A 19,098-nucleotide genomic window follows, 5' to 3' on the forward strand; every position below is an offset into this window, starting at 1 on the left:
TAGATAGCCTTGTTAATGATCTGCTTGTCTTGACGTATCTTGACGACGATGCAGTCTAGGTAGACGATAGGATAGACGCTGCTCAGTGGTCGGTTCTGCCAAGCGGTGATGTCCTCTAAGATATTATCGGTGACTCTTGAAACCAATGTACTTGAGATATCTACATCGTAGAGCTCTTTGATGCTCTCTACAATCTCGGTGGTGGTTTGACCTTTGGCGTAAAGGAATATGATCTTGTCATCGAGACCTGAGATACGGGTTTGATGCTTACTAACGAGTACAGGCTCAAAGCTGCCACCGCGGTCTCTTGGGGTGGAGATTTCAAGATCGCCTGTGTCACTGCGAACTGTCTTTTTAGTGTGCCCATTGCGCTTATTTGGCTTGTCTGCCTTTTCATGCTTGGGGTAGCCGAGATGGTCTTCCATCTCAGCTTCTAAGGCAGTGTCGATAAAAGATTGCATGAGCTGCTTCTGGAAGTCTTTGATGTCATCAAAGCTTTTCATGCTACTAGCCATTTGCTCAGCCAGTTTTTTAATGTCAGATTGAGTAGTCATTGCTTATTCTCCGGTTAGTGGATTATAAGCAGTTACACACTTTTTAGGAAACTCCTAAAGTAGTCACCTATAGTCAGTCCACTATAAAAGCATTACTGTGTTAACCTCGCTTGAAGTATTAAATATACATCTACGCTCGGTTGCCTTGTACTACTTTTAAATTGTATTGACTATATTCGTATTTAGAAAAAGGCGGACCTTCTGAACCAAACCCCATAAGTTAGACACAACTTATGGGGTTTTTTATGCGTCCCAATTTGGACTTTCAACTCAAATTTATCGCGTAAATACCAGAGTCTCGCGTCTATTTTGTTACTCCTATCAATTTCTGTCCTATCTTGACAGCCGCCACACCCTAGTCGTATCCAACGTATTTGTCTTTCGTAAGCTTACACTCGAACTCTCTGTCATCCATTATTGTTCATGAAACGAATTTCGTAACATGAATTTCACTCATCTTTATATTAGGTTTAATCGTTTTTATTCATGTTGTTGTTTAGGTATGATGCATCTCATACAGAAATTTGGTTTCATTTATATCATTTTGGATATGAGAGTAGGAGAGCGTCATGAGTAATGAGTTTACTTGTTCAATTTCGAGCATTCGTTTTGATGAGAACTATCAGCCTGCAGACAGCACCCGTCTGACGACTAACTTTGCAAATTTGGCTCGTGGTGAACATCGCCAAGAAAACTTACGCAAAACGTTGAGAATGATTAATAATCGATTCAATGCTTTGGCGCACTGGGACAATGAGACAGCTGATCGCTATTCTGTCGACGTTGATATCATCTCTGCACATTTAGACATCGAGGGCAGTGGTCATACATTTCCTGTCATCGAGACCCTTAAAACAACGATTACTGACCATAGAGACAATACCCGTATTGAAGGTATGATCGGTAATAGCTTCTCGTCTTATGTACGTGATTATGATTTTAGTATTGTATTGCCAGAGCACTTTGATAAGAACCCAACCTCGCCACCACCGGCAGATTTTGGTGACTTACATGGCAAGCTATTTCAGTATTTCTTGAACTCAGAAGCATATAAAGCTAACTTTGATAAGCAACCTGTGATCTGCCTCAGTGTGTCAACCAGTAAGACGTATCATCGCACTACCAATCATCACCCTGTGTTAGGGGTTGAATATAGACAAGATGAGTACTCATTAACCGATGAGTACTTTCACAAAATGGGCTTGAGAGTTCGTTACTTCATGCCTGTAGGCAGTGTTGCGCCGTTAGCGTTTTATTTTTCTGGGGATTTGCTGAGTGATTACACCGATTTTGAGCTGATCAGTGCAATCAGCACCATGGAAACGTTCCAAAAAATCTACCGTCCTGAAATTTACAATGCCAACTCTACAGCGAGTCAAGTGTATCAACCAAGTCTAAAGTATCAAGACTACTCACTGACGCAAATTGTATATGACCGCGAGGAGCGCAGTCAGATGGCAGTGACACAAGGTAAGTTTACGGAAGAAACCTTTATCAATCCACACCAAGAAACTCTTGAGCAGTGGGCTGCAAGCTATACCGTTGATGGTCAAGCGGATAAAAAACAAACCAATAATAAATACGCTGCTTAACCGAGCACACGAGAGAAGATAGATAACCATGACAAAATTATTATTACCAACCTCAACCGCTGGCAGCTTACCGAAACCGTCTTGGCTGGCAGAACCTGAAAAAATTTGGTCACCTTGGGCATTAGAAGGCGAGCAGTTGATTGAAGCGAAACAAGATGCATTGCGTTTGTCACTGCAAGAACAAGTACATGCAGGTATCGATATCGTCAGCGATGGCGAGCAGACCCGTCAGCATTTTGTGACCACGTTTATCGAACATCTCGATGGTGTTGATTTTGAAAACCGTGAGACGGTCAAAATCCGTGATCGCTATGATGCGAGTGTGCCATCAGTGGTCGGTGCGGTGAGCCGTCAAAAGCCAGTATTTGTAGAAGATGCCAAGTTTTTGCGTCAGCAAACCAATCAGCCAATCAAATGGGCTTTGCCGGGGCCGATGACGATGATTGACACGCTGTATGACGATCATTATAAAAGTCGTGAGAAACTGGCTTGGGAATTTGCTAAAATCCTGAATCAAGAAGCAAAAGAGCTGGAGGCCGCTGGCGTTGATATTATACAATTCGATGAACCAGCATTTAATGTGTTCTTTGATGACGTGAATGACTGGGGCATTGCCACTTTAGAGCGTGCTATTGAAGGTCTAAAATGCGAAACAGCAGTACATATTTGCTACGGTTATGGTATCGAAGCCAATAATAACTGGAAAAAGACACTGGGTTCAGAATGGCGTCAATATGAAAAGGCCTTTCCTCAGCTGCAACAGTCTAAAATAGATATTGTCTCATTGGAGTGTCAAAACTCACATGTGCCGATGGATCTGATTGAATTGATTCGCGGTAAAAAAGTAATGGTTGGTGCCATTGATGTGGCAACCAATACCATTGAGACACCAGAAGAAGTGGCCAACACACTACGTAAAGCATTACAATTTGTCGATGCTGACAAGCTGTATCCTGCCACCAATTGCGGTATGGCACCGTTGTCGCGCCAAGTGGCTCGTGGCAAGCTTGCGGCATTAAGTACAGGCGCACAAATTGTTCGTCAAGAACTGACCGCTTAAGCATTATTTAGAAACCAGCGATAGTCAAATCTAGGATTTCAACAATGGTTAAAGATATGATTGAAGCAACTACTTTTAGAAACGCCATGTCTTCGTTACCGACAGCGGTCAATGTGGTCACCACAGACGGTGAATCTGGTTGTCATGGATTTACGGCATCTGCGGTATGTAGTGTCACAGATACACCGCCGACATTGCTGGTTTGTATGAATCAGTCTTCTCGATCACATAAGCCCTTTTTGGACAATAAGGTTTTAAGTGTCAATGTGTTAGGTGCCCAGCATGAGCCGGTATCAAATGCTTTTGCTTCCAAGCTGTGTTCAGATGAGCGATTTGCACATGGTGCTTGGACGGCACTAAAAACGGGTGCGCCTATTTTGACAGACGCCTTGGTGAGTTTTGACTGTGAGATAGAGCAAATTCAGGAAGTTGGCACGCACAGTGTCTTTATGTGCCGTGTGGTGGCAATCCATCAAGACCGACAAGAAAACGCGCCAGAAGAAAGTTTGGTGTATTTCAATCGAGCGTATCATCATGTTGGTCAGGTAGAAGTTGCTTGAGCCGGATTGTTTAAACAATGTGGCTTAAACAATGCGACTCAAACTGAGTTGCTTACAATAAGCGTCTAATCTATATTTAACTAAACTAATAAGAAGTAACTACGCTGTGGAATTAATTATTTTTTTGATCATCGGTGCTCTAGCAGGGTTCGCTGCAGGGCTTTTTGGTGTGGGCGGTGGCACCATCATCGTGCCGCTATTATTCATTGTCTTTACTCAGATGGGTTATAGTCCTGACAATATTATGCATTTGGCGTTAGGTACGTCACTTGCGACTATTATTGTGACGTCTATCAGCTCGTTAATGGCGCACAATAAAAAAGGCGCCGTCATGTGGCCTGTCTTCAAAAACCTAGCACCCGGCTTAGCGATAGGGTGCTTTTTAGGGGCAGGGATAGCCGGACAGATATCTGGGTTATATCTTCAGCTTATTGTTGGTGTGTTTTTGCTGTGGGTCGCCTACAAGATGTTTAAGGGTGGCAAAAAGAAAGCCGCTGCAAACATGAATAGTGCGAGCAATACGGGTTCGATGGTTGATTCAACGCTGCCTTCAAAACCTAAGCAGTTGGCAGCAGGCGGGATTATTGGTATTGCTTCTGCCATTTTCGGCATCGGCGGTGGCAGCTTAACTGTACCTTACCTTACTCGTTACGGTGTAGTGATGCAAAGAGCGGTTGGTACTTCGGCCGCGTGTGGTCTACCCATCGCGATTGCCGGTGCGTTAGGATTTATGTTTTTTGGCATGAAGCAGCAAGTAGATGTGCCTAATACGATTGGCTTTGTCCACGTTTATGCCTTTTTAGGCATTAGTATCATGAGCTTTTTTACGGCAAAGATAGGCGCCAAGGTAGCTCATATACTGTCACCACAAATCTTAAAGAAATGCTTTGCCGTACTGTTGGTCGTTGTGGGTTTCTATTTTCTTTATAAAGGGTTGGTGTGATTGTCTAGGTATGGTTATTTAGATGTGATCGTCTAGATGTGATCAGGCAATGACAGGCATAAAAAAGACCGCTTCGAAATAGGAGCGGTCTTTTTTATGGTAGAAAACTATCAAGAGCAAATGGTTTGGCCATACATAGTCAGCGAATTACTAAACAGCCACGGCGTTATCCTCCTTAGATGCACTGCTTGTACAATCTGCAGTCGGCTGCCTTGTACCTATTTTAGAGTTCTTTGACTATAGTAGAAGAAATATACAACCGATACGATTGTATTATCAGTGCTACTGACACACATTTTACTTGCGTGCTGTACTCACAGAGGTTGCGAAACATTTATCTCAGTAACACGGTAGCGATTTAAAAATACTTTGACTATATAATGCCTTGACCATATTAGACATGAAAGAGAGACTGTTGTTAATAGTCTCTCTTTAACATACCGTTAGTAAAGTACGATATGTGGCTCATTTTCTAGATACTTGCCGATGCGACAGCTGTCTTGTTGGATTTTATATTCCATGCGGCAATGGCTAATACGATGATACCACCTGCTAGATCTGTCATCAGCTCAGGATAAATCAAGAGTAATGCACCGACCGCTAGTATGACACGAGCTATCGGGCTCATCACCCCTTTGAAGAAACCTTCAAGCGCAGAGCTAAGCGCAATAACGCCCGTAACCGAGGTGATCACGACAACAATAATATCCATGACTGGTGGTAGTGGGAACTCTTTAGCAGTCACTGCCAATCCTGTCGGATCTATCATCAGCATCGTTGGGTTGTAGATGAACATAAAGGGAACAATAAATCCGGCTAATGCCAGTTTTAGAGACTGAAACCCTGTCTTCATAGGATCACCACCAGAGATACCAGCGCCAGCAAAGGCAGCCAAACATACAGGTGGGGTGATATTGGCAAAGATACCAAAATAGAAGACAAACATATGCGCCGCTAAGATAGGAATATCAAAACCAGCCAAAGCTGGTGCTGCCATGGTTGCAGTAATAATGTACGCAGGAATAGATGGCAAGCCCATGCCCAGTACCATTGAGGCAATCATGGTTAGGATTAGCGTGAGTAATAACGACCCTGCTCCTAGTGTAACGATAGATGAAGTCATCACTGTACCAAAGCTGGTTAGACTCACCACGCCAATGATGATACCCACTACCGCACAGGCTGCCATGACAGCTAAAGATTGACGAGTACCAGATTCTAGTGCGCCCAGTACATCCTGAAAGCTCATCCGCGTCTCTTTGCGAAGCATACTCATGACAATGGTAAAACCAATCGTGTAAGCTGCTGCAAAGCCAACCGGAACCGATTCAGCCAACAGATATACTAAAAAAACAATCGGCAACAGCATATGCCCACGGGCTTTTAAAACTTCTTTCAGCTCAGGTAAGCTATCTTTGGCAATACCTTTGAGATCACGTCGACCTGCACGAAAGTGTACTTGAGCGATGACGCCTAAATAATAAAGAACCGCTGGCAATAGGGCTGCAAGCGCAATCGTGCTGTATTTGACCCCTGTGGTCTCCGCCATAATGAAAGCACTCGCCCCCATGATCGGTGGTAAGACCTGACCACCAACCGAAGCACTTGCCTCTACGGCACCAGCAAAGTTTTTATGATAGCCGACTCGCTTCATCAAAGGGATAGTAAATGCACCAGTACCTACTACGTTGGCAACCGCCGCACCATTGATACTGCCCATGAAACCGCTGGAGATGACCGCTACTTTTGCAGGTCCACCTTGTTTATGTCCTGCGAGCGCCAATGCTAAGTCGTTAAATAGCTGTCCCATACCTGATCGTGATAAAAACGCACCAAATAAGATAAACAAAAAGATAAAAGTAACAGAAGCACCGATGGCTGTAGAGTATAGACCCTCTGTTTTGAGATATAGCTGACCAAAAATATCACCCACATCGTAAGGTCGCGTGAGCAGACGATCTGGCATAAAACCTAAGTGACTAAAGAAGGGATAAGCCAAGAACACCAGAGCAAACAAAGGCAGAATAAAGCCCGTGATACGCCGCGTACCTTCCAATACACACAAGACAGTAATGATTGAAAATAATATATCCCACTGATTAGGTATGCCACCGCGGACGGTAACGATATTTTGATACTCTATCAGTAGGTAGGCTACACCTGATAAAGACATGAAAAACAAAATCCAATCATACCAAGCGACTCGTTGACGAGAGGAACCTTTGGCCGCAGGATAAATCATAAAAATGAGAGCAAAACCTACGCCCACGTGAACAGAGCGTTGGAGTAATGCAGGCATCGGATTAAAGGTGATATATAAGTGAAATAGCGCATAAGCAATAGCGAGTGCTGACAACAACCAGCCCAATTTTTTGTTGCTAAGCTTACGAGTGATGGATTCTTTATCGAATTTTTCCAAAATTTCTTGCTGTTTTTCTGCAGAAGGGTTCGCAGAATCAGCCGATAAGTCTTCCTTATCACTTGGTGCTATAGGCGTGCTCATAGCAGGACTCCTGAAGTAGTAACTGCCACAAGGACAGCTTTTTGGGAACAAAATAAATAGTAGTGTAGTCATCAACCCAGTCGTAAACAGGTAAGATGCCGCTTGTTATAATCACGTGAGCTTTGATGTTATGAGATACCATCCAGTTTAGATAAGGTAGGGATGTTTGGATACGGTATTGAATATAGTTTGGATAATCTTTACTGTTGTTGGATACAATTGTCTCAGTTGATGGAGTTCCTGCGCCAAAAGTTTGCATATAAGTATCGGTTAGTAAGAAATCATCAGATCGGACTTGATAACGCTCTATCCACCACTGCTTTTCTACAGAGTGTAACCATTTAATATCAAAAGAATTTTCTTCGATGTAGCAGGATTCCTGATTAAAGCTCAATACAGTTACCTGCTGACGGAAGATCCAGCCACCACCGATGATGACCAGCAATACCATGAATGTTATGACCATAAATAAACCAGTACCGCGCTCTACGCTGTACTGGTTTTTATGATTGCTCATCTATGATTTAACCAAGCTTATTGGCTTGCGGCTTGCTCATCGTAGTACTTTTGGGCACCAGGGTGTATCGGGGCGACCATACCCTGTTGTGCGGTTTCTAAGCTAATACCACCTGCAGACTGATGCGCAGTTTTTAGTTTTTCCATACTTTCAAAGAAAGTTTTGGTCAATTTGTAACCATCATCTTCTGATAAGTCTGAACGTACTACAAACGCATTCATGATAGCAGCGGTAGGGATGGCGGTTTCATTGCCGTAAGTACCTGCAGGAATTTCTTTAGCAATGAAGTAGGACTGATCTTGTGCAATTCTTGCTATGTTTTCAGGGCTAATACTTACTATCTGTAAATCAAAGCCTTGCTCTAGCTCCATCAGTGAAGAGTTCGGTAAACCACTGGTTAAAAATGCCGCGTCAAGTTTACCTGATTTCAAGGCATCTGCTGCCTCTGCATACCCCAAGTAATCAACTTCGACATCATCGTAGGTCATGTCAAAGCCATTAAGTAAGTTGCGAGCGTTAACTTCTACACCAGAGTTCTGTGCACCCACGGCGATACGCTTACCGCGTAAATCTTCGAAGCTCTCAATGCCTGAATCCTGCGAGGTAACAACCTGTACGTAATTGGGGTATAGAGTGGCGATTTGCTGAACATTCGTGATAGGACTGCTGAAGTTGTTCTCACCGTTGATAGCATCGCTCAATACGTCGCTCATCAGAAAGGCCATTTCAACTTTTTCTTGATTGAGTAAGTTGATGTTTTCGACCGAGGCTCCGGTGGTTTGGGTTTTAGAGTTAACACCATAAGTCGTATTGTAAGCTTCAGTAAGCGAGGTTCCAATAATATTATAAGGACCTGACGCACCACCGGTCGCAAGCGTAGCAAATTTAGTATCAAGTTGGTCGGCAGCTTCCGTGCTGGAGACTGAAGCATCATCTGAACAAGCCACAAGCGACATGCTAGTAGCAACAACCAGTCCAAGAAGAGATGCTTTAATAGTAGATTTCATGTTTCCCTCGTTTGAATATAGAGTAGCTTTACTTACAAAAGCTATTATTTTTTTCACAGATACGTAATCTTTTAATAGTATAGGATTTATATTAGATTTCAAGATGAAATTCAGGAATTTTGGAGAATCTGTGAATATTGCTTTTTTGTACATTTTTAAGTATAGGTTAACAGCTTGTTATTTTTGTTTATTCGATGGACAGAATTATGAGTTAGTTAACAAATCCAAGAGCCAGCATTCTGTCTGCCAGGATGTATCGTTAGCTAGAGAAACTCGCTCGATGAAAAGCGGTAAAATGTGAAGAGTCATGGGGCGGATCTCCATGGTTAGCAACGCTGATATGTAGATTTATCGAGTTACTTATACGCGTTAAATTCATTTCGATGACTTTTGGAGAAGCACAAAAAAACCCACTATTATTTGCTATATCAGACAATAGTGGGAGTAATATTTGGGTCAGTAGAATGGCGTTCTGCTATCAGTTCACCACTTTTGACGCTGAGTAAATGATTACTCAATCACAACTTCTGCCAGCGAGTAATAAAGTATCATACTGAACGGCACCATCTATACCTTACAGTTACATTTTGGAGTAGTAAAGTTTCGTACTGAGGTAACTAGATATGGAGTGTATCTTACCCCCTAAAATAGATTAAATAAAAAGGAACTCACCTTGAGATTATCTTTCACCGGATTAGCGATAGCTTTTGTATTGGTTGGTTGTGGAGAGGATAGTACATCGTATTCAGCACCACCAACTGATGGCGAAGTCACACCAACTGAACCATCTAATACGACCTCTTTAGCTTGCCTTAATCCAACGCTGCAAACCCCAGGCACGACGATTGATCTAGAATATGCTTCAGATGCTGCTATAGATTTTGGACTTAACGATGTTCATGAAGTTGTAGAGTCAGTTCCGGAATATAAAGGCTTTAGCGATGTATTGGCTAAAAGAGAAGGTCAATCTACTGTGTATGTAAAACACGACGAAGTTGATCAATCAGTGATCACTCTAGGGCAGACTGACAGTGATGCTGGAATGGAAGTTGATTACCAACCGAGCGGCTTAAAGCAACATTATAACTTAGAAGAAGGTGAGACGAAGCATTATGCAACAGTCACTATGATTGAAACCACAGCTGATGAAAAAGTATCTTATGAGATGGATGGTTCATTAAAATATGTTGGTAGAGAAACCATTACGGTTCCAGCAGGCACGTTTGAGACTTGCGTATTTGAACACAAGTTTTACGTTGTTCAAGACGACGGAATAAGCACTGATACGTTATACACTCGTTATACTGGCGTGGATAACGGCGTAACAATCAAAGAAATAACGGAAACAACATCGTCTGAGTCTGAAGATGTTGGCTTATTCAATGATACGATATTATTGGAGAAGGGTAATATCAATGGTCAAGCCATACAAGGTATATAGTCAGTTAACGCTCCTTGACCTCGTTCTTCTTTAAGCCACTTCGGTTGTTTTTTAGAGAGCATAAAAAAACCCCTGCTACTGTTTTACTAAATAGTAGCAGGGGTTAATACATGAGCCAATAGGATGATACTTTATTACTCAGGATGAAACTATATTCCTTAGTATGATAATTTATTACTCTAGTATAAAAGCCCAAATTTTCAAAGAAAAAATCATTCTACCGTGACACTCTTGGCCAGATTTCTAGGCTGATCGACATCCGTACCACGCATGACAGCGACATGGTAGGACAGCAGCTGTACGGGCACACTATAAACGATAGGCGCTAGTGTCTCGCAGACATCAGGCACATAGACGACATGTAAGCGATCTTCTGAAACCATCTTGCTTGATTCAGCAGCGAATACAAACAACTCACCATGGCGGGCATGAACCTCTTGCATGTTGGCTTTGAGCTTGTCATACATGCTGTCTTTAGGTGCCAGCACGACGATGGGCATGTCTTTATCGACGAGTGCTAATGGACCGTGTTTGAGCTCACCGGCGGCATAGCCTTCTGCATGAATATAAGAGATTTCTTTAAGCTTGAGTGCGCCTTCTAGTGCAATAGGGAATTGTAAGCCGCGACCTAAGAACAGGCAGCTTTTTTTGTCCTCAAAGCGCTCACTCATGGTATTGATTGAGGCATCAAGGTTCAAGCTGGCATGTAGCTGACCTGGTAGTTTCCGTAAGTCATCAAGCAGTACGCTCAACTGATCATGGGTCATGCGCTGCTGTACGACACCGATTTTCAATACCAGTAGCATCAAGGCAGTGAGCTGAGTTGTGAAAGCTTTGGTAGAGGCAACACCAATCTCAGGACCTGCTAGTGTGGGCAAGAAGATATCTGTTTCTCTTACCAGCGATGAGGTAGGTACATTGCATAAGGCCAAGCTTACTAGACCCGTTGGTGTTTGTTTTTGAATATCACGTAGTGCAGATAAGGTATCTGCGGTTTCACCAGACTGAGAGATACAAATAACCAAGGTATTATCGACGACGACAGGATTGCGATAACGGAACTCGCTGGCGATCTCAACTGAGCATGGAATGCGTGTTATACCTTCAAACCAGTACTTGGTAACCATACCAGCATGGTAGCTGGTACCACATGCGATGACTTGTACGTGTTTGATATCGGCAAGTAGTACGTTGTGGCGTTGCAAGAAATCATCACGCAGCTTAGAAGTTTCATTTTTTTCTACTGCCATATCAATCGTGCGCCCAACCGCGTCTGGCTGCTCGTAGATTTCTTTGAGCATATAATGCTTAAATTGGCCTTTATCGGCATTGTGCTGCGTGGCGTCAATCTCGTGTATTTTGCGCTGAGTTTTCACACCGTCTGCATAGACCTCGATAGTGTTGCGAGTTAATTTTGCGATATCACCTTCTTCTAGATACATAAAGCGGTTGGTAACTGGTAAGAGAGCCAATTGATCGGAGGCGATAAAGTTTTCACCGATACCCACGCCTATTACTAGCGGCGAACCTAAACGGACGGTGATGAGCTCGTCTGGGCTGTCTATATGCATAATACCAAGGGCAAACGCCCCATGTAGTAATGGAATGATGGTACGGACAGCTTCTAGTAAGTCAGGGGTTTGTTTATAAATATCGTTAATTAAGTGCGCGACGACTTCAGTGTCTGTCTGTGATGTAAACTCATAGCCTTTGGCTAGCAACTCTTCTTTTAGCTCAGCATAGTTCTCTACGATACCGTTGTGTACCACGGCGACTTTGCCAGAGACATGTGGATGTGCGTTACGCTGTGCTGGCTCGCCATGGGTTGCCCAGCGTGTGTGGGCGATGCCGATATGCCCATCAAAAAACGTTGGGTTGACGGCGACGGCATCGGCCAATGCTTGCACTTTACCTACTTGGCGTTCACGGTGTAACTCGTCATTACGAATGACGGTCAGACCAGCAGAGTCATAGCCGCGATACTCTAGACGCTTGAGGCCTTCAAGTAAGATATTAGCGATATTACGCTCAGCAACTGCTCCTACAATTCCGCACATGGCCATTCCTCGATGTTGATTTTCAATGTTTGTATAATTAGGTGTATCTACACTAGATATTTGTCTATGAGATGTACTTATAATTGGTTTTCTAGATATGAGTAAGCAGCGCTACAAAAGATGCTGCGCTGCTTAGAGTCGCTAAAGACTGCATGTCAGTTGCTTGCTAGGGCGTGTCTTCAATTCAATCGCTAGTCATCTAAATGGGTCAAAAATGGCTAAATGTTGCCAAACGGCGTCAAATAGCTGACCAATATCTCGATATTATCTGCGCTATTTTCCTTGTCTGACTGCCATTTATCTCATTTTTAAAATGAAGATATGACCTATCTATACAAGTACCAATTATTTTTTAGTCGGTCGTTGAAAGTTATCTTTTTGAATTTGTCGTGCTCGACCAAATGCCAAGGCTTTGGCATCGACGTCTTTGGTGACCACAGAGCCTGCGGCAACGGTTGCAGTATCACCAATGGTGACTGGCGCAACCAAGCTGGCATTCGAGCCGATAAAAGCATTATTTTCGATGATGGTTTGTGATTTATTGACGCCATCATAGTTACAAGTAATCACTCCAGCACCGACGTTTACGTCTGTACCAACTGTTGCATCACCAACATAACTTAGATGATTGACCTTACTGCCACGACCGATGACTGATTTCTTGATTTCGACAAAATTACCAATCTTACTATTATCAGACAAGACCGTCTCAGGACGTAAGTGGGCAAAAGGACCGATATCGACACCAGCACCGATCTCAGCGCGATCAATCACACAATGCGGTTTTATATGGCAGGCATTACCGATTTGCGCATTTTTGATGACGCAACCGGCTTCGATATAGACGTTATTGCCTAATGTACAGTCGCCTTCAAACACTACATTGACATCGACAAAGACGTCTTGTCCTGCTGTCAGCGTACCGCGAATGTCGACACGAGTAGGGTCGGCAAACTGCACGCCAGCTTCTTGTAAGTCAGCGACCAACTTGCCTTGCCAAGTACGTTCGAGGCTGGCGAGCTGTTGACGGTTATTCACACCTTCAATCTCAAAGGTATGCTCAGGTTCGATAGCCGCAATAGAGATATCATCGGCAACCGCCATTTTGACAATATCCGTCAGATAGTATTCTTGCTGAGCGTTGTCGTTAGACAGTTCAGGTAAGTACTTATGCAGTAAAGCATTGTCGACGCAATAGATACCACTGTTGATTTCTTTGATGTCTTGCTCGGTGGTGCTGGCATCTTTTTGTTCTACGATGGCGGTGATATTTCCTGCCTCGTCACGCTTGATACGACCCAGCCCAAAAGGGTTGTCAACGGTCAGCGTCAGCATAGACATGCCTTCAGCATTTGCTGCTCTCAACGCAGATAGTGTCTGACAGCTGACCAGTGGTACATCGCCATAAAGGATGAGGCTTTGTCCTTCTTTCGGTAGGTCAGACAGCGTCACTTTGACTGCATGTCCTGTCCCCAATTGCTCAGTTTGGGCAACCCAGGTAATGGCAGATTGCGCATATTGGGTGGTGATTTCTGCCTGCACTTGCTCACTGCCAAAACCGTGCACAATAATAGTCTCGTCGACAGTCAGCTGATGACAGGTATCCAATACGTGGCTGAGTAAGGACTTGCCAGCTAGTGTCTGTAGCACTTTAGGCTTGGCTGATTGCATGCGCGTGCCTTTACCAGCAGCTAGGATAATTACCGAGAGAGGAGAAGTCATAGTAGCCTACAAATGTAACAAAATATAACTTTGGATTATAACCTAAAGCAGGCAAAAAGTCATATTGGTGAGAAGTAAGGAGCGCTTAATACATTGATGTTATTAATAATCAGCCAAACACAGTCTAAATTTTTTTGCTAAAAGCACTGCTAAAAGGCAGCTTTCGATACAATATGTTTCGCCGTTTTTCGTCCACTTAAACTATTTGCTGCAGATGGAGGGCACACTCTCATCGTAGGCTAATCACAGACCAATTACAGGACGATACCGAGCATAATGATACACCAAATGATGGCGGCCATTACCCCGGCGATGATGTCGTCGATCATAATGCCGAAACCGCCAGCGACTTTTTTATCTGCCCAGCCAATCGGAGGTGGCTTAATAATATCGAAAAACCGAAACAAGATAAAAGCGATTATGATAGCGAAGATAGAGGTGGTTTGCGATATATCTTGCCAAAAGCTAGTCGTGGTGATGCCTACATAAGAAAAAGGCAACAGCGTAATCCACATACCGGCCCATTCATCCCAGACTATGTGCGGGTCATCGTGACCTTGCATCAAATCAGAAGTGCGATCGCATATCCAAATACCAATGACACAAGACAAAATGGTAATAATTAAAAATGGCACGAACCCTAAGCTCAACAGTGGTATAGCCACGATTAAACCGCCAACAGTCCCCCATGTACCGGGTGCGCGGCGGGGGAGACCACTGCCTAAGCCAATGCCAAGCCAATAAATTACTCGGTCAAGCGCACCAGCATCTGCAGGTAGTGGCGGACAGTCATTGGCTTTACGAATATCGGGTTTGGATAAGTCATGCTCAGTCATGGGTTAGCCTGCAAAATGTTGATAACCAGTAAGGTTGGGCCAAGTAGCAAAGGGTGCAGGATGCATTGGGGTGACTGGTTGGTTTTGATAAAACAGCGTTGGTTGTCGCTTGATTGTATCCAGATTTTCCGATGTGCCTTTATCCGCTGCAGGCTCGTTGACCGATGGAACGACTTCTCCGATACAGGTAACGAGTATATTGCTGATACTCGTAGCGGGCGGCTCAATATGCGCGGGCAACGTAAAAGCCAATTCGTAATCATCACCACCAGACAGCTGACACAGCAGGCGCTCTGATAAATCAACGCTTGCCAATGGCTTGCTAGTCGGTAGCTGCTCTAAATTAATATGCATGCCTACATTGCTTTGCTCGCAGATATGACTGAGATCTTGATAAAGACCGTCAGAGATGTCTATCATCGCAGTTGCGCCAGTTTTGGCCAATGCTGCGCCTAATGTGGTACGCGGCGTCGGCATATGTAGCCGATGTGACAATTCTATGCCTCGGCTGCTTTGCGGGCGCTGGAGCGCATAAGCGGCATCACCAAGCGTGCCTGATACATAGACTTTGTCGCCGACATTCGCTCCTGAGCGGTATATGGCTGGCGTATCTGCAGCAAGTAACCCCTGTGCGCTAACACTAAGGACCAAGCTGTCACTACGTGTGGTATCACCGCCGATAAGCGTCACATCGAAGAGCTGACAAGCATGGAACAGGCCTTTGGCAAACGCTGTCAACCACGACTCGTTTGCCAAGCGCTCGGGTAGTGCTAGAGCGAGCAATAAGCTGTGCGGGGTAGCACCCATCGCAGCGATATCTGAGACGTTGACGGCTACAGCTTTGTATCCGATAGCAAAAGCCAGTTCATCAACTTCAGCCCAATCCGCGCTGAAGTGCCTTCCTTGCACCAAAGTGTCGATACAGCTGACTAAGCGTGAACCTGCAGGCCAGTTTGTCACTGCTGCGTCATCACCGATCCCTTTTTCGATATCGTTTGATAGCGACTGTGACGCCTGCATCTGTGAAAAGATGCGCTCAATCAGCTCAAATTCGTTCATCGTTAATCTTTGTTTTTTGCGTCAGTATTGTTTTTCTTACTTGCTTTAAAGTCACTGATATTTGCTTTGGCGTTGCTAGTATTGTTAGCGCGGTTACGCTTGACGTTGGCATTGTTAGCGCTGATACGAGGTTTAGTTGACGCAGATGGTTTGTTTTCGACATCAGTATCCGCTTTGCTAGCGGTTTCGGGCGCAGCAGCTGTTTGTGCTTCTGGCTGCTGAGCATCAGCTTGTGCGGCTGATTTGTTTTTGCTGTCTGCTTGCACCTCTAGGGAGCGTAGCTCAACGGTCATTTTATCCAGTACAGCATTGATCAGCTTGTGCGCGTCAGTAGCACCAAAGTGATTATTAAGCTTCATCGCTTCGTCTAAGACCACTTTATAAGGAATCTCTAAGCGGTTTTTTAGCTCATATGCGCCAATCAATAAGATGGCGTGTTCGACGGTATCGAGTTTGTCGAGTCCACGGTCTAGATGCTGACTAATCAGAGTATCTAGCGCCTCAATTTGTTCTGGGATGTCGCGCATCATTTCGTGATAGTAGCCGATGTGAACCGTATGCATGGCGTTGGTCGCACGTGTACGAGCGGCGATATCATGTGGTGCATTATCCTTCCAGCCAAGATTGCCACCGATGTCAAAGCGGCGATCTGTGACGAGCCATTCATACAGCCCTTGCATAGCAAAGCGTCTGGCTTTGCGGATAGCAGTGTGACTGGTCTTATAAGAAGACTCACTCATTTCAAAGGTTTGATCACCAGCACTGCTGCTTGCTACGCGAGTAGCTTCAGCTTGTTCATCTTTTGTTTGTGCGGTTTTCGCAGCGCTAATGGCGCGCTTGAGTTGGTCAGTCATAGGGGGTCAGTACCTAAATTTTGAGTAAAAATAGCATAACATATGTTAAATGGTCTTCGACCAGCACCTTGTGCCAGTCGAGTTTTGGCGTGTTAGCACTATGGGCAGCCATGGAGACTACCGTGCCAGTTTAATAGCAAACCAACTTAATAAAAACCAAATCAATCACAGATTAAGAGTCGGTAAAATGACAATGTGATTTAGTGACGATTTTGGTGGTGGCTTTATCTGGTGGTTGTTTTAGTAGTGATGATGGTGATTACGCGTCGTCGATATCGTCATCAATATCTAGCTGTGGCAAGACCGCCAACATCTCAAGGACAACCATAGCAGCTTCAGAGCCTTTGTTACCAGCTTTGGTACCAGAGCGTTCAATTGCTTGCTCGATACTATCGGTAGTGATGACACCGTTAGCAACTGGGATATTGTAATCAATCGCGACACTGCTCAAGCCCTTGGCTGATTCGCTAGCGACAAAGTCAAAGTGAGGCGTGCTACCACGGATGATCGCACCCAAAGCAACGATTGCATCAAAACGATCTGATTCTGCAGCACGTTGAGCGACTAATGGTAGCTCAAAAGCACCTGGTACACGAATAACGGTAATATTGCTGCCTAAGACGCCATGACGTAGTAGAGCGTCGATAGCACCATCTACCAATGACTCAACGACAAAACCGTTAAAACGTGCAACAACGATACCGATACGAGCATCTTCATTTTGATGTAAGTTGCCATCGATATGGGTAATGTCATTGCGCTGCTGTTGTAAGTTTGACATGCGAAAATCCTATGAGTAATTTATGTTTAGAGCCAGATTTTTATAAGAAGTTTTGAATGTGTTCAATAGCTAACTGACGAATATAAATAAGTAGCGCTATGATAACATTTTTTGCATAAGCATTTGCATTTTACCAATGCGTTATGTAGGGCGTGTCCTCAATCTACACAGTTGCCTTTAGATGGGTCAAATGAGGACGCGCCTTAGCCAATTTACTGTCGCTTAAATCCAACTAACACCATCGAAAGTACGAAAAGAAATATCGCAAATAATACGCTCAGCGAGCTCGATATTGTATGTGAATGATAAGGCGTTGATTACAGACGCATCTGAATGCCTTGTGCTGCCATATATTCCTTGGCCTCTTGAACTGTGTACTCACCGAAGTGAAAAATACTGGCGGCGAGCACCGCATCTACGCCACCTTCTAACACTCCTTCGGCGAGATGTTGCAGGTTGCCAACGCCACCTGAGGCAATGACTGGCACATTCACTTGGCTAGTAATTTGCTGCATTAATGCCAAATCATAGCCTTTTTTGGTGCCGTCACCGTCCATCGAAGTGACTAGCAGCTCGCCCGCGCCAAGATCTGCCATTTTGCTTGCCCAAGCGACAGCATCAATGCCAGTTGGCTTGCGACCGCCATGGGTAAAAATCTCCCAACGTGGCACGACGACACCGTCGACTTCAATGTCAGCAACACGCTTGGCATCGATCGCGGCAACGATACATTGGTTGCCAAACTTTTGCGCGGCTTCCCCGACGAACTCAGGGGTAAACACTGCTGCTGAGTTAATCGCTACTTTATCTGCACCGGCATTGAGTAAATTACGAATGTCGGAGATTTTACGTACACCGCCGCCCACAGTGAGCGGAACAAACACCGTCTCCGCCATACGCTCCACCGTGTGATACGTGGTGTCACGCTCATCACTGGTCGCCGTAATGTCCAAAAAAGTAATCTCATCAGCACCTTGTTCGTTGTAGCGCTGTGCCACTTCGACAGGATCGCCAGCGTCTTTGATATCGACAAACTGTACGCCTTTGACTACGCGGCCATTGTCCACGTCCAAACAAGGAATGATACGCTTTGCTAACATAGGGGCTTTCACCTTATAATCAATTCATCCGTAGGCGCTAGTCTAGCAAAATCACTGCCATATCAGGCATGTTTTCGTAAGAATAGTGCGCTTTTAATCAAAATGACTGATAAGTGATGACATTATTGCTATCACAATGATGATCACAGTCCGTTTTGATTCTATTTATATTTTTTATTCAATTGCCAAAGTGAGATGTCATGTCCGTCTATACCCAGTTAACTGATGAACAATTTTCCGCCTTTTGCCAACGCTTTGGAGTGTCGTTCGCACGAGCCATTCCCATTACTCAAGGCATCAAAAACTCTAATTGGTTTATTCAGACGGCTGACGATGTAGATGGCGCCCATTCTTATGTATTTACTTTGTTTGAAGAGCGCCCACCTGCCGATATCGAAAAAATGGCGGTTATCCTAAACCAGTTGGATGGCAAGCTGCCAGTTGCCGCGCCACTCGCTTTGACTGATTTTGACGAGTCAGCAGCATCTGATACTGCGAGCTGTGATAAAAGT

At 44.4% G+C, this 19,098-nt stretch carries 16 protein-coding genes and 1 pseudogene; 6 read left to right on the forward strand and 11 right to left on the reverse strand.

The annotated features are described in order from the left end of the window. On the reverse strand, positions 1-554 hold a 554-nt coding region (locus L0J61_RS01645; RefSeq protein WP_301464582.1), incomplete at its 3' end, for a transposase. Between the two features lie 569 nt (positions 555-1,123). Here L0J61_RS01645 and L0J61_RS01650 point away from each other — a divergent pair. The 4 genes from L0J61_RS01650 to L0J61_RS01665 all read left to right on the forward strand — a co-directional run bounded on the left by L0J61_RS01650 (position 1,124) and on the right by L0J61_RS01665 (position 4,709). Next, the gene (locus tag L0J61_RS01650) at positions 1,124-2,146 is read left to right on the forward strand and encodes a DUF1852 domain-containing protein (RefSeq protein WP_301464583.1); all 1,023 of its coding nucleotides are present in this window, start codon (positions 1,124-1,126) and stop codon (positions 2,144-2,146) included. Between the two features lie 28 nt (positions 2,147-2,174). Further along, complete coding sequence (locus tag L0J61_RS01655) at positions 2,175-3,206, forward strand: methionine synthase (RefSeq protein WP_301464584.1); 1,032 nt, start codon at positions 2,175-2,177, stop codon at positions 3,204-3,206. A 56-nt stretch (positions 3,207-3,262) separates the two neighbouring features. Further along, positions 3,263-3,766: a flavin reductase gene (locus L0J61_RS01660; protein WP_301464585.1), complete on the forward strand. Its 504-nt coding sequence runs from the start codon at positions 3,263-3,265 to the stop codon at positions 3,764-3,766. A gap of 106 nt (positions 3,767-3,872) precedes the next feature. Further along, on the forward strand, positions 3,873-4,709 hold the full coding sequence (locus tag L0J61_RS01665; protein WP_301464586.1) for a sulfite exporter TauE/SafE family protein: 837 nt from the start codon (positions 3,873-3,875) through the stop codon (positions 4,707-4,709). A 472-nt stretch (positions 4,710-5,181) separates the two neighbouring features. Here L0J61_RS01665 and L0J61_RS01670 read toward each other — a convergent pair whose 3' ends face one another. The 3 genes from L0J61_RS01670 to L0J61_RS01680 are packed head-to-tail and all read right to left on the reverse strand — an operon-like array spanning position 5,182 to position 8,736. Further along, positions 5,182-7,212 (reverse strand): TRAP transporter permease, encoded by a 2,031-nt coding sequence (locus L0J61_RS01670; RefSeq protein WP_301464587.1) that lies wholly within the window; start codon positions 7,210-7,212, stop codon positions 5,182-5,184. Further along, entirely contained in the window at positions 7,187-7,729 is a 543-nt protein-coding gene (locus L0J61_RS01675) for a DUF1850 domain-containing protein (RefSeq protein WP_301464588.1), read from the reverse strand. The genes L0J61_RS01670 and L0J61_RS01675 overlap by 26 nt, the downstream gene beginning before the upstream one ends. A 17-nt stretch (positions 7,730-7,746) precedes the next feature. Further along, positions 7,747-8,736, reverse strand: a complete 990-nt coding sequence (locus tag L0J61_RS01680; RefSeq protein ID WP_301464589.1) for a TAXI family TRAP transporter solute-binding subunit — start codon at positions 8,734-8,736, stop codon at positions 7,747-7,749. Between the two features lie 673 nt (positions 8,737-9,409). Between L0J61_RS01680 and L0J61_RS01685 the strand changes: the two genes are divergently transcribed. Continuing rightward, positions 9,410-10,177 carry a hypothetical protein gene (locus L0J61_RS01685; protein ID WP_301464590.1) on the forward strand — a complete coding sequence of 256 codons (768 nt, stop codon included), beginning with the start codon at positions 9,410-9,412 and terminating at the stop codon, positions 10,175-10,177. A 212-nt stretch (positions 10,178-10,389) separates the two neighbouring features. On the opposite strand, the gene glmS is transcribed toward L0J61_RS01685, so the two are convergent. From glmS to hisF, 7 genes are all read right to left on the reverse strand, one after another. After that, the gene (gene glmS / locus L0J61_RS01690; RefSeq protein ID WP_301464591.1) at positions 10,390-12,234 is read right to left on the reverse strand and encodes a glutamine--fructose-6-phosphate transaminase (isomerizing); all 1,845 of its coding nucleotides are present in this window, start codon (positions 12,232-12,234) and stop codon (positions 10,390-10,392) included. Positions 12,235-12,579: 345 nt separating this feature from the next. After that, a complete protein-coding gene (gene glmU / locus L0J61_RS01695; RefSeq protein WP_301464592.1) occupies positions 12,580-13,956 on the reverse strand; it encodes a bifunctional UDP-N-acetylglucosamine diphosphorylase/glucosamine-1-phosphate N-acetyltransferase GlmU in 1,377 nt (458 codons plus the stop codon). Between the two features lie 254 nt (positions 13,957-14,210). Beyond that, entirely contained in the window at positions 14,211-14,792 is a 582-nt protein-coding gene (locus L0J61_RS01700) for a phosphatidylglycerophosphatase A (protein ID WP_301464593.1), read from the reverse strand. Positions 14,793-14,795: 3 nt separating this feature from the next. Beyond that, positions 14,796-15,851, reverse strand: coding sequence for a thiamine-phosphate kinase (gene thiL / locus L0J61_RS01705; protein WP_301464594.1), 1,056 nt, complete (start codon positions 15,849-15,851; stop codon positions 14,796-14,798). A 2-nt stretch (positions 15,852-15,853) separates the two neighbouring features. Beyond that, complete coding sequence (gene nusB / locus L0J61_RS01710; RefSeq protein WP_301464595.1) at positions 15,854-16,705, reverse strand: transcription antitermination factor NusB; 852 nt, start codon at positions 16,703-16,705, stop codon at positions 15,854-15,856. A 259-nt stretch (positions 16,706-16,964) separates the two neighbouring features. Continuing rightward, on the reverse strand, positions 16,965-17,486 hold the full coding sequence (ribE, locus tag L0J61_RS01715; RefSeq protein ID WP_301464596.1) for a 6,7-dimethyl-8-ribityllumazine synthase: 522 nt from the start codon (positions 17,484-17,486) through the stop codon (positions 16,965-16,967). Positions 17,487-17,803: 317 nt separating this feature from the next. Beyond that, positions 17,804-18,586 (reverse strand): imidazole glycerol phosphate synthase subunit HisF, encoded by a 783-nt coding sequence (gene hisF, locus L0J61_RS01720; RefSeq protein WP_301464597.1) that lies wholly within the window; start codon positions 18,584-18,586, stop codon positions 17,804-17,806. Positions 18,587-18,786: 200 nt separating this feature from the next. Here hisF and L0J61_RS01725 point away from each other — a divergent pair. Next, positions 18,787-19,098: pseudogene (locus tag L0J61_RS01725) on the forward strand (hypothetical protein); the annotation flags it as partial.

Origin of the sequence: Psychrobacter sp., from assembly GCF_030457785.1 — a bacterium.
Lineage (GTDB): Bacteria > Pseudomonadota > Gammaproteobacteria > Pseudomonadales > Moraxellaceae > Psychrobacter.

What these genes read in the sequence shown, in the direction of transcription:
- L0J61_RS01650 (WP_301464583.1), top strand. Translation starts at nt 1,124, where the DNA reads ATGAGTAATGAGTTTACTTGTTCAATTTCGAGCATTCGTTTTGATGAG.
- L0J61_RS01655 (WP_301464584.1), top strand. Translation starts at nt 2,175, where the DNA reads ATGACAAAATTATTATTACCAACCTCAACCGCTGGCAGCTTACCGAAA.
- L0J61_RS01660 (WP_301464585.1), top strand. Translation starts at nt 3,263, where the DNA reads ATGATTGAAGCAACTACTTTTAGAAACGCCATGTCTTCGTTACCGACA.
- L0J61_RS01670 (WP_301464587.1), bottom strand. Translation starts at nt 7,212, where the DNA reads ATGAGCACGCCTATAGCACCAAGTGATAAGGAAGACTTATCGGCTGAT.
- L0J61_RS01675 (WP_301464588.1), bottom strand. Translation starts at nt 7,729, where the DNA reads ATGAGCAATCATAAAAACCAGTACAGCGTAGAGCGCGGTACTGGTTTA.
- L0J61_RS01680 (WP_301464589.1), bottom strand. Translation starts at nt 8,736, where the DNA reads ATGAAATCTACTATTAAAGCATCTCTTCTTGGACTGGTTGTTGCTACT.
- glmS (WP_301464591.1), bottom strand. Translation starts at nt 12,234, where the DNA reads ATGTGCGGAATTGTAGGAGCAGTTGCTGAGCGTAATATCGCTAATATC.
- glmU (WP_301464592.1), bottom strand. Translation starts at nt 13,956, where the DNA reads ATGACTTCTCCTCTCTCGGTAATTATCCTAGCTGCTGGTAAAGGCACG.
- L0J61_RS01700 (WP_301464593.1), bottom strand. Translation starts at nt 14,792, where the DNA reads ATGACTGAGCATGACTTATCCAAACCCGATATTCGTAAAGCCAATGAC.
- thiL (WP_301464594.1), bottom strand. Translation starts at nt 15,851, where the DNA reads ATGAACGAATTTGAGCTGATTGAGCGCATCTTTTCACAGATGCAGGCG.
- nusB (WP_301464595.1), bottom strand. Translation starts at nt 16,705, where the DNA reads ATGACTGACCAACTCAAGCGCGCCATTAGCGCTGCGAAAACCGCACAA.
- ribE (WP_301464596.1), bottom strand. Translation starts at nt 17,486, where the DNA reads ATGTCAAACTTACAACAGCAGCGCAATGACATTACCCATATCGATGGC.
- hisF (WP_301464597.1), bottom strand. Translation starts at nt 18,586, where the DNA reads ATGTTAGCAAAGCGTATCATTCCTTGTTTGGACGTGGACAATGGCCGC.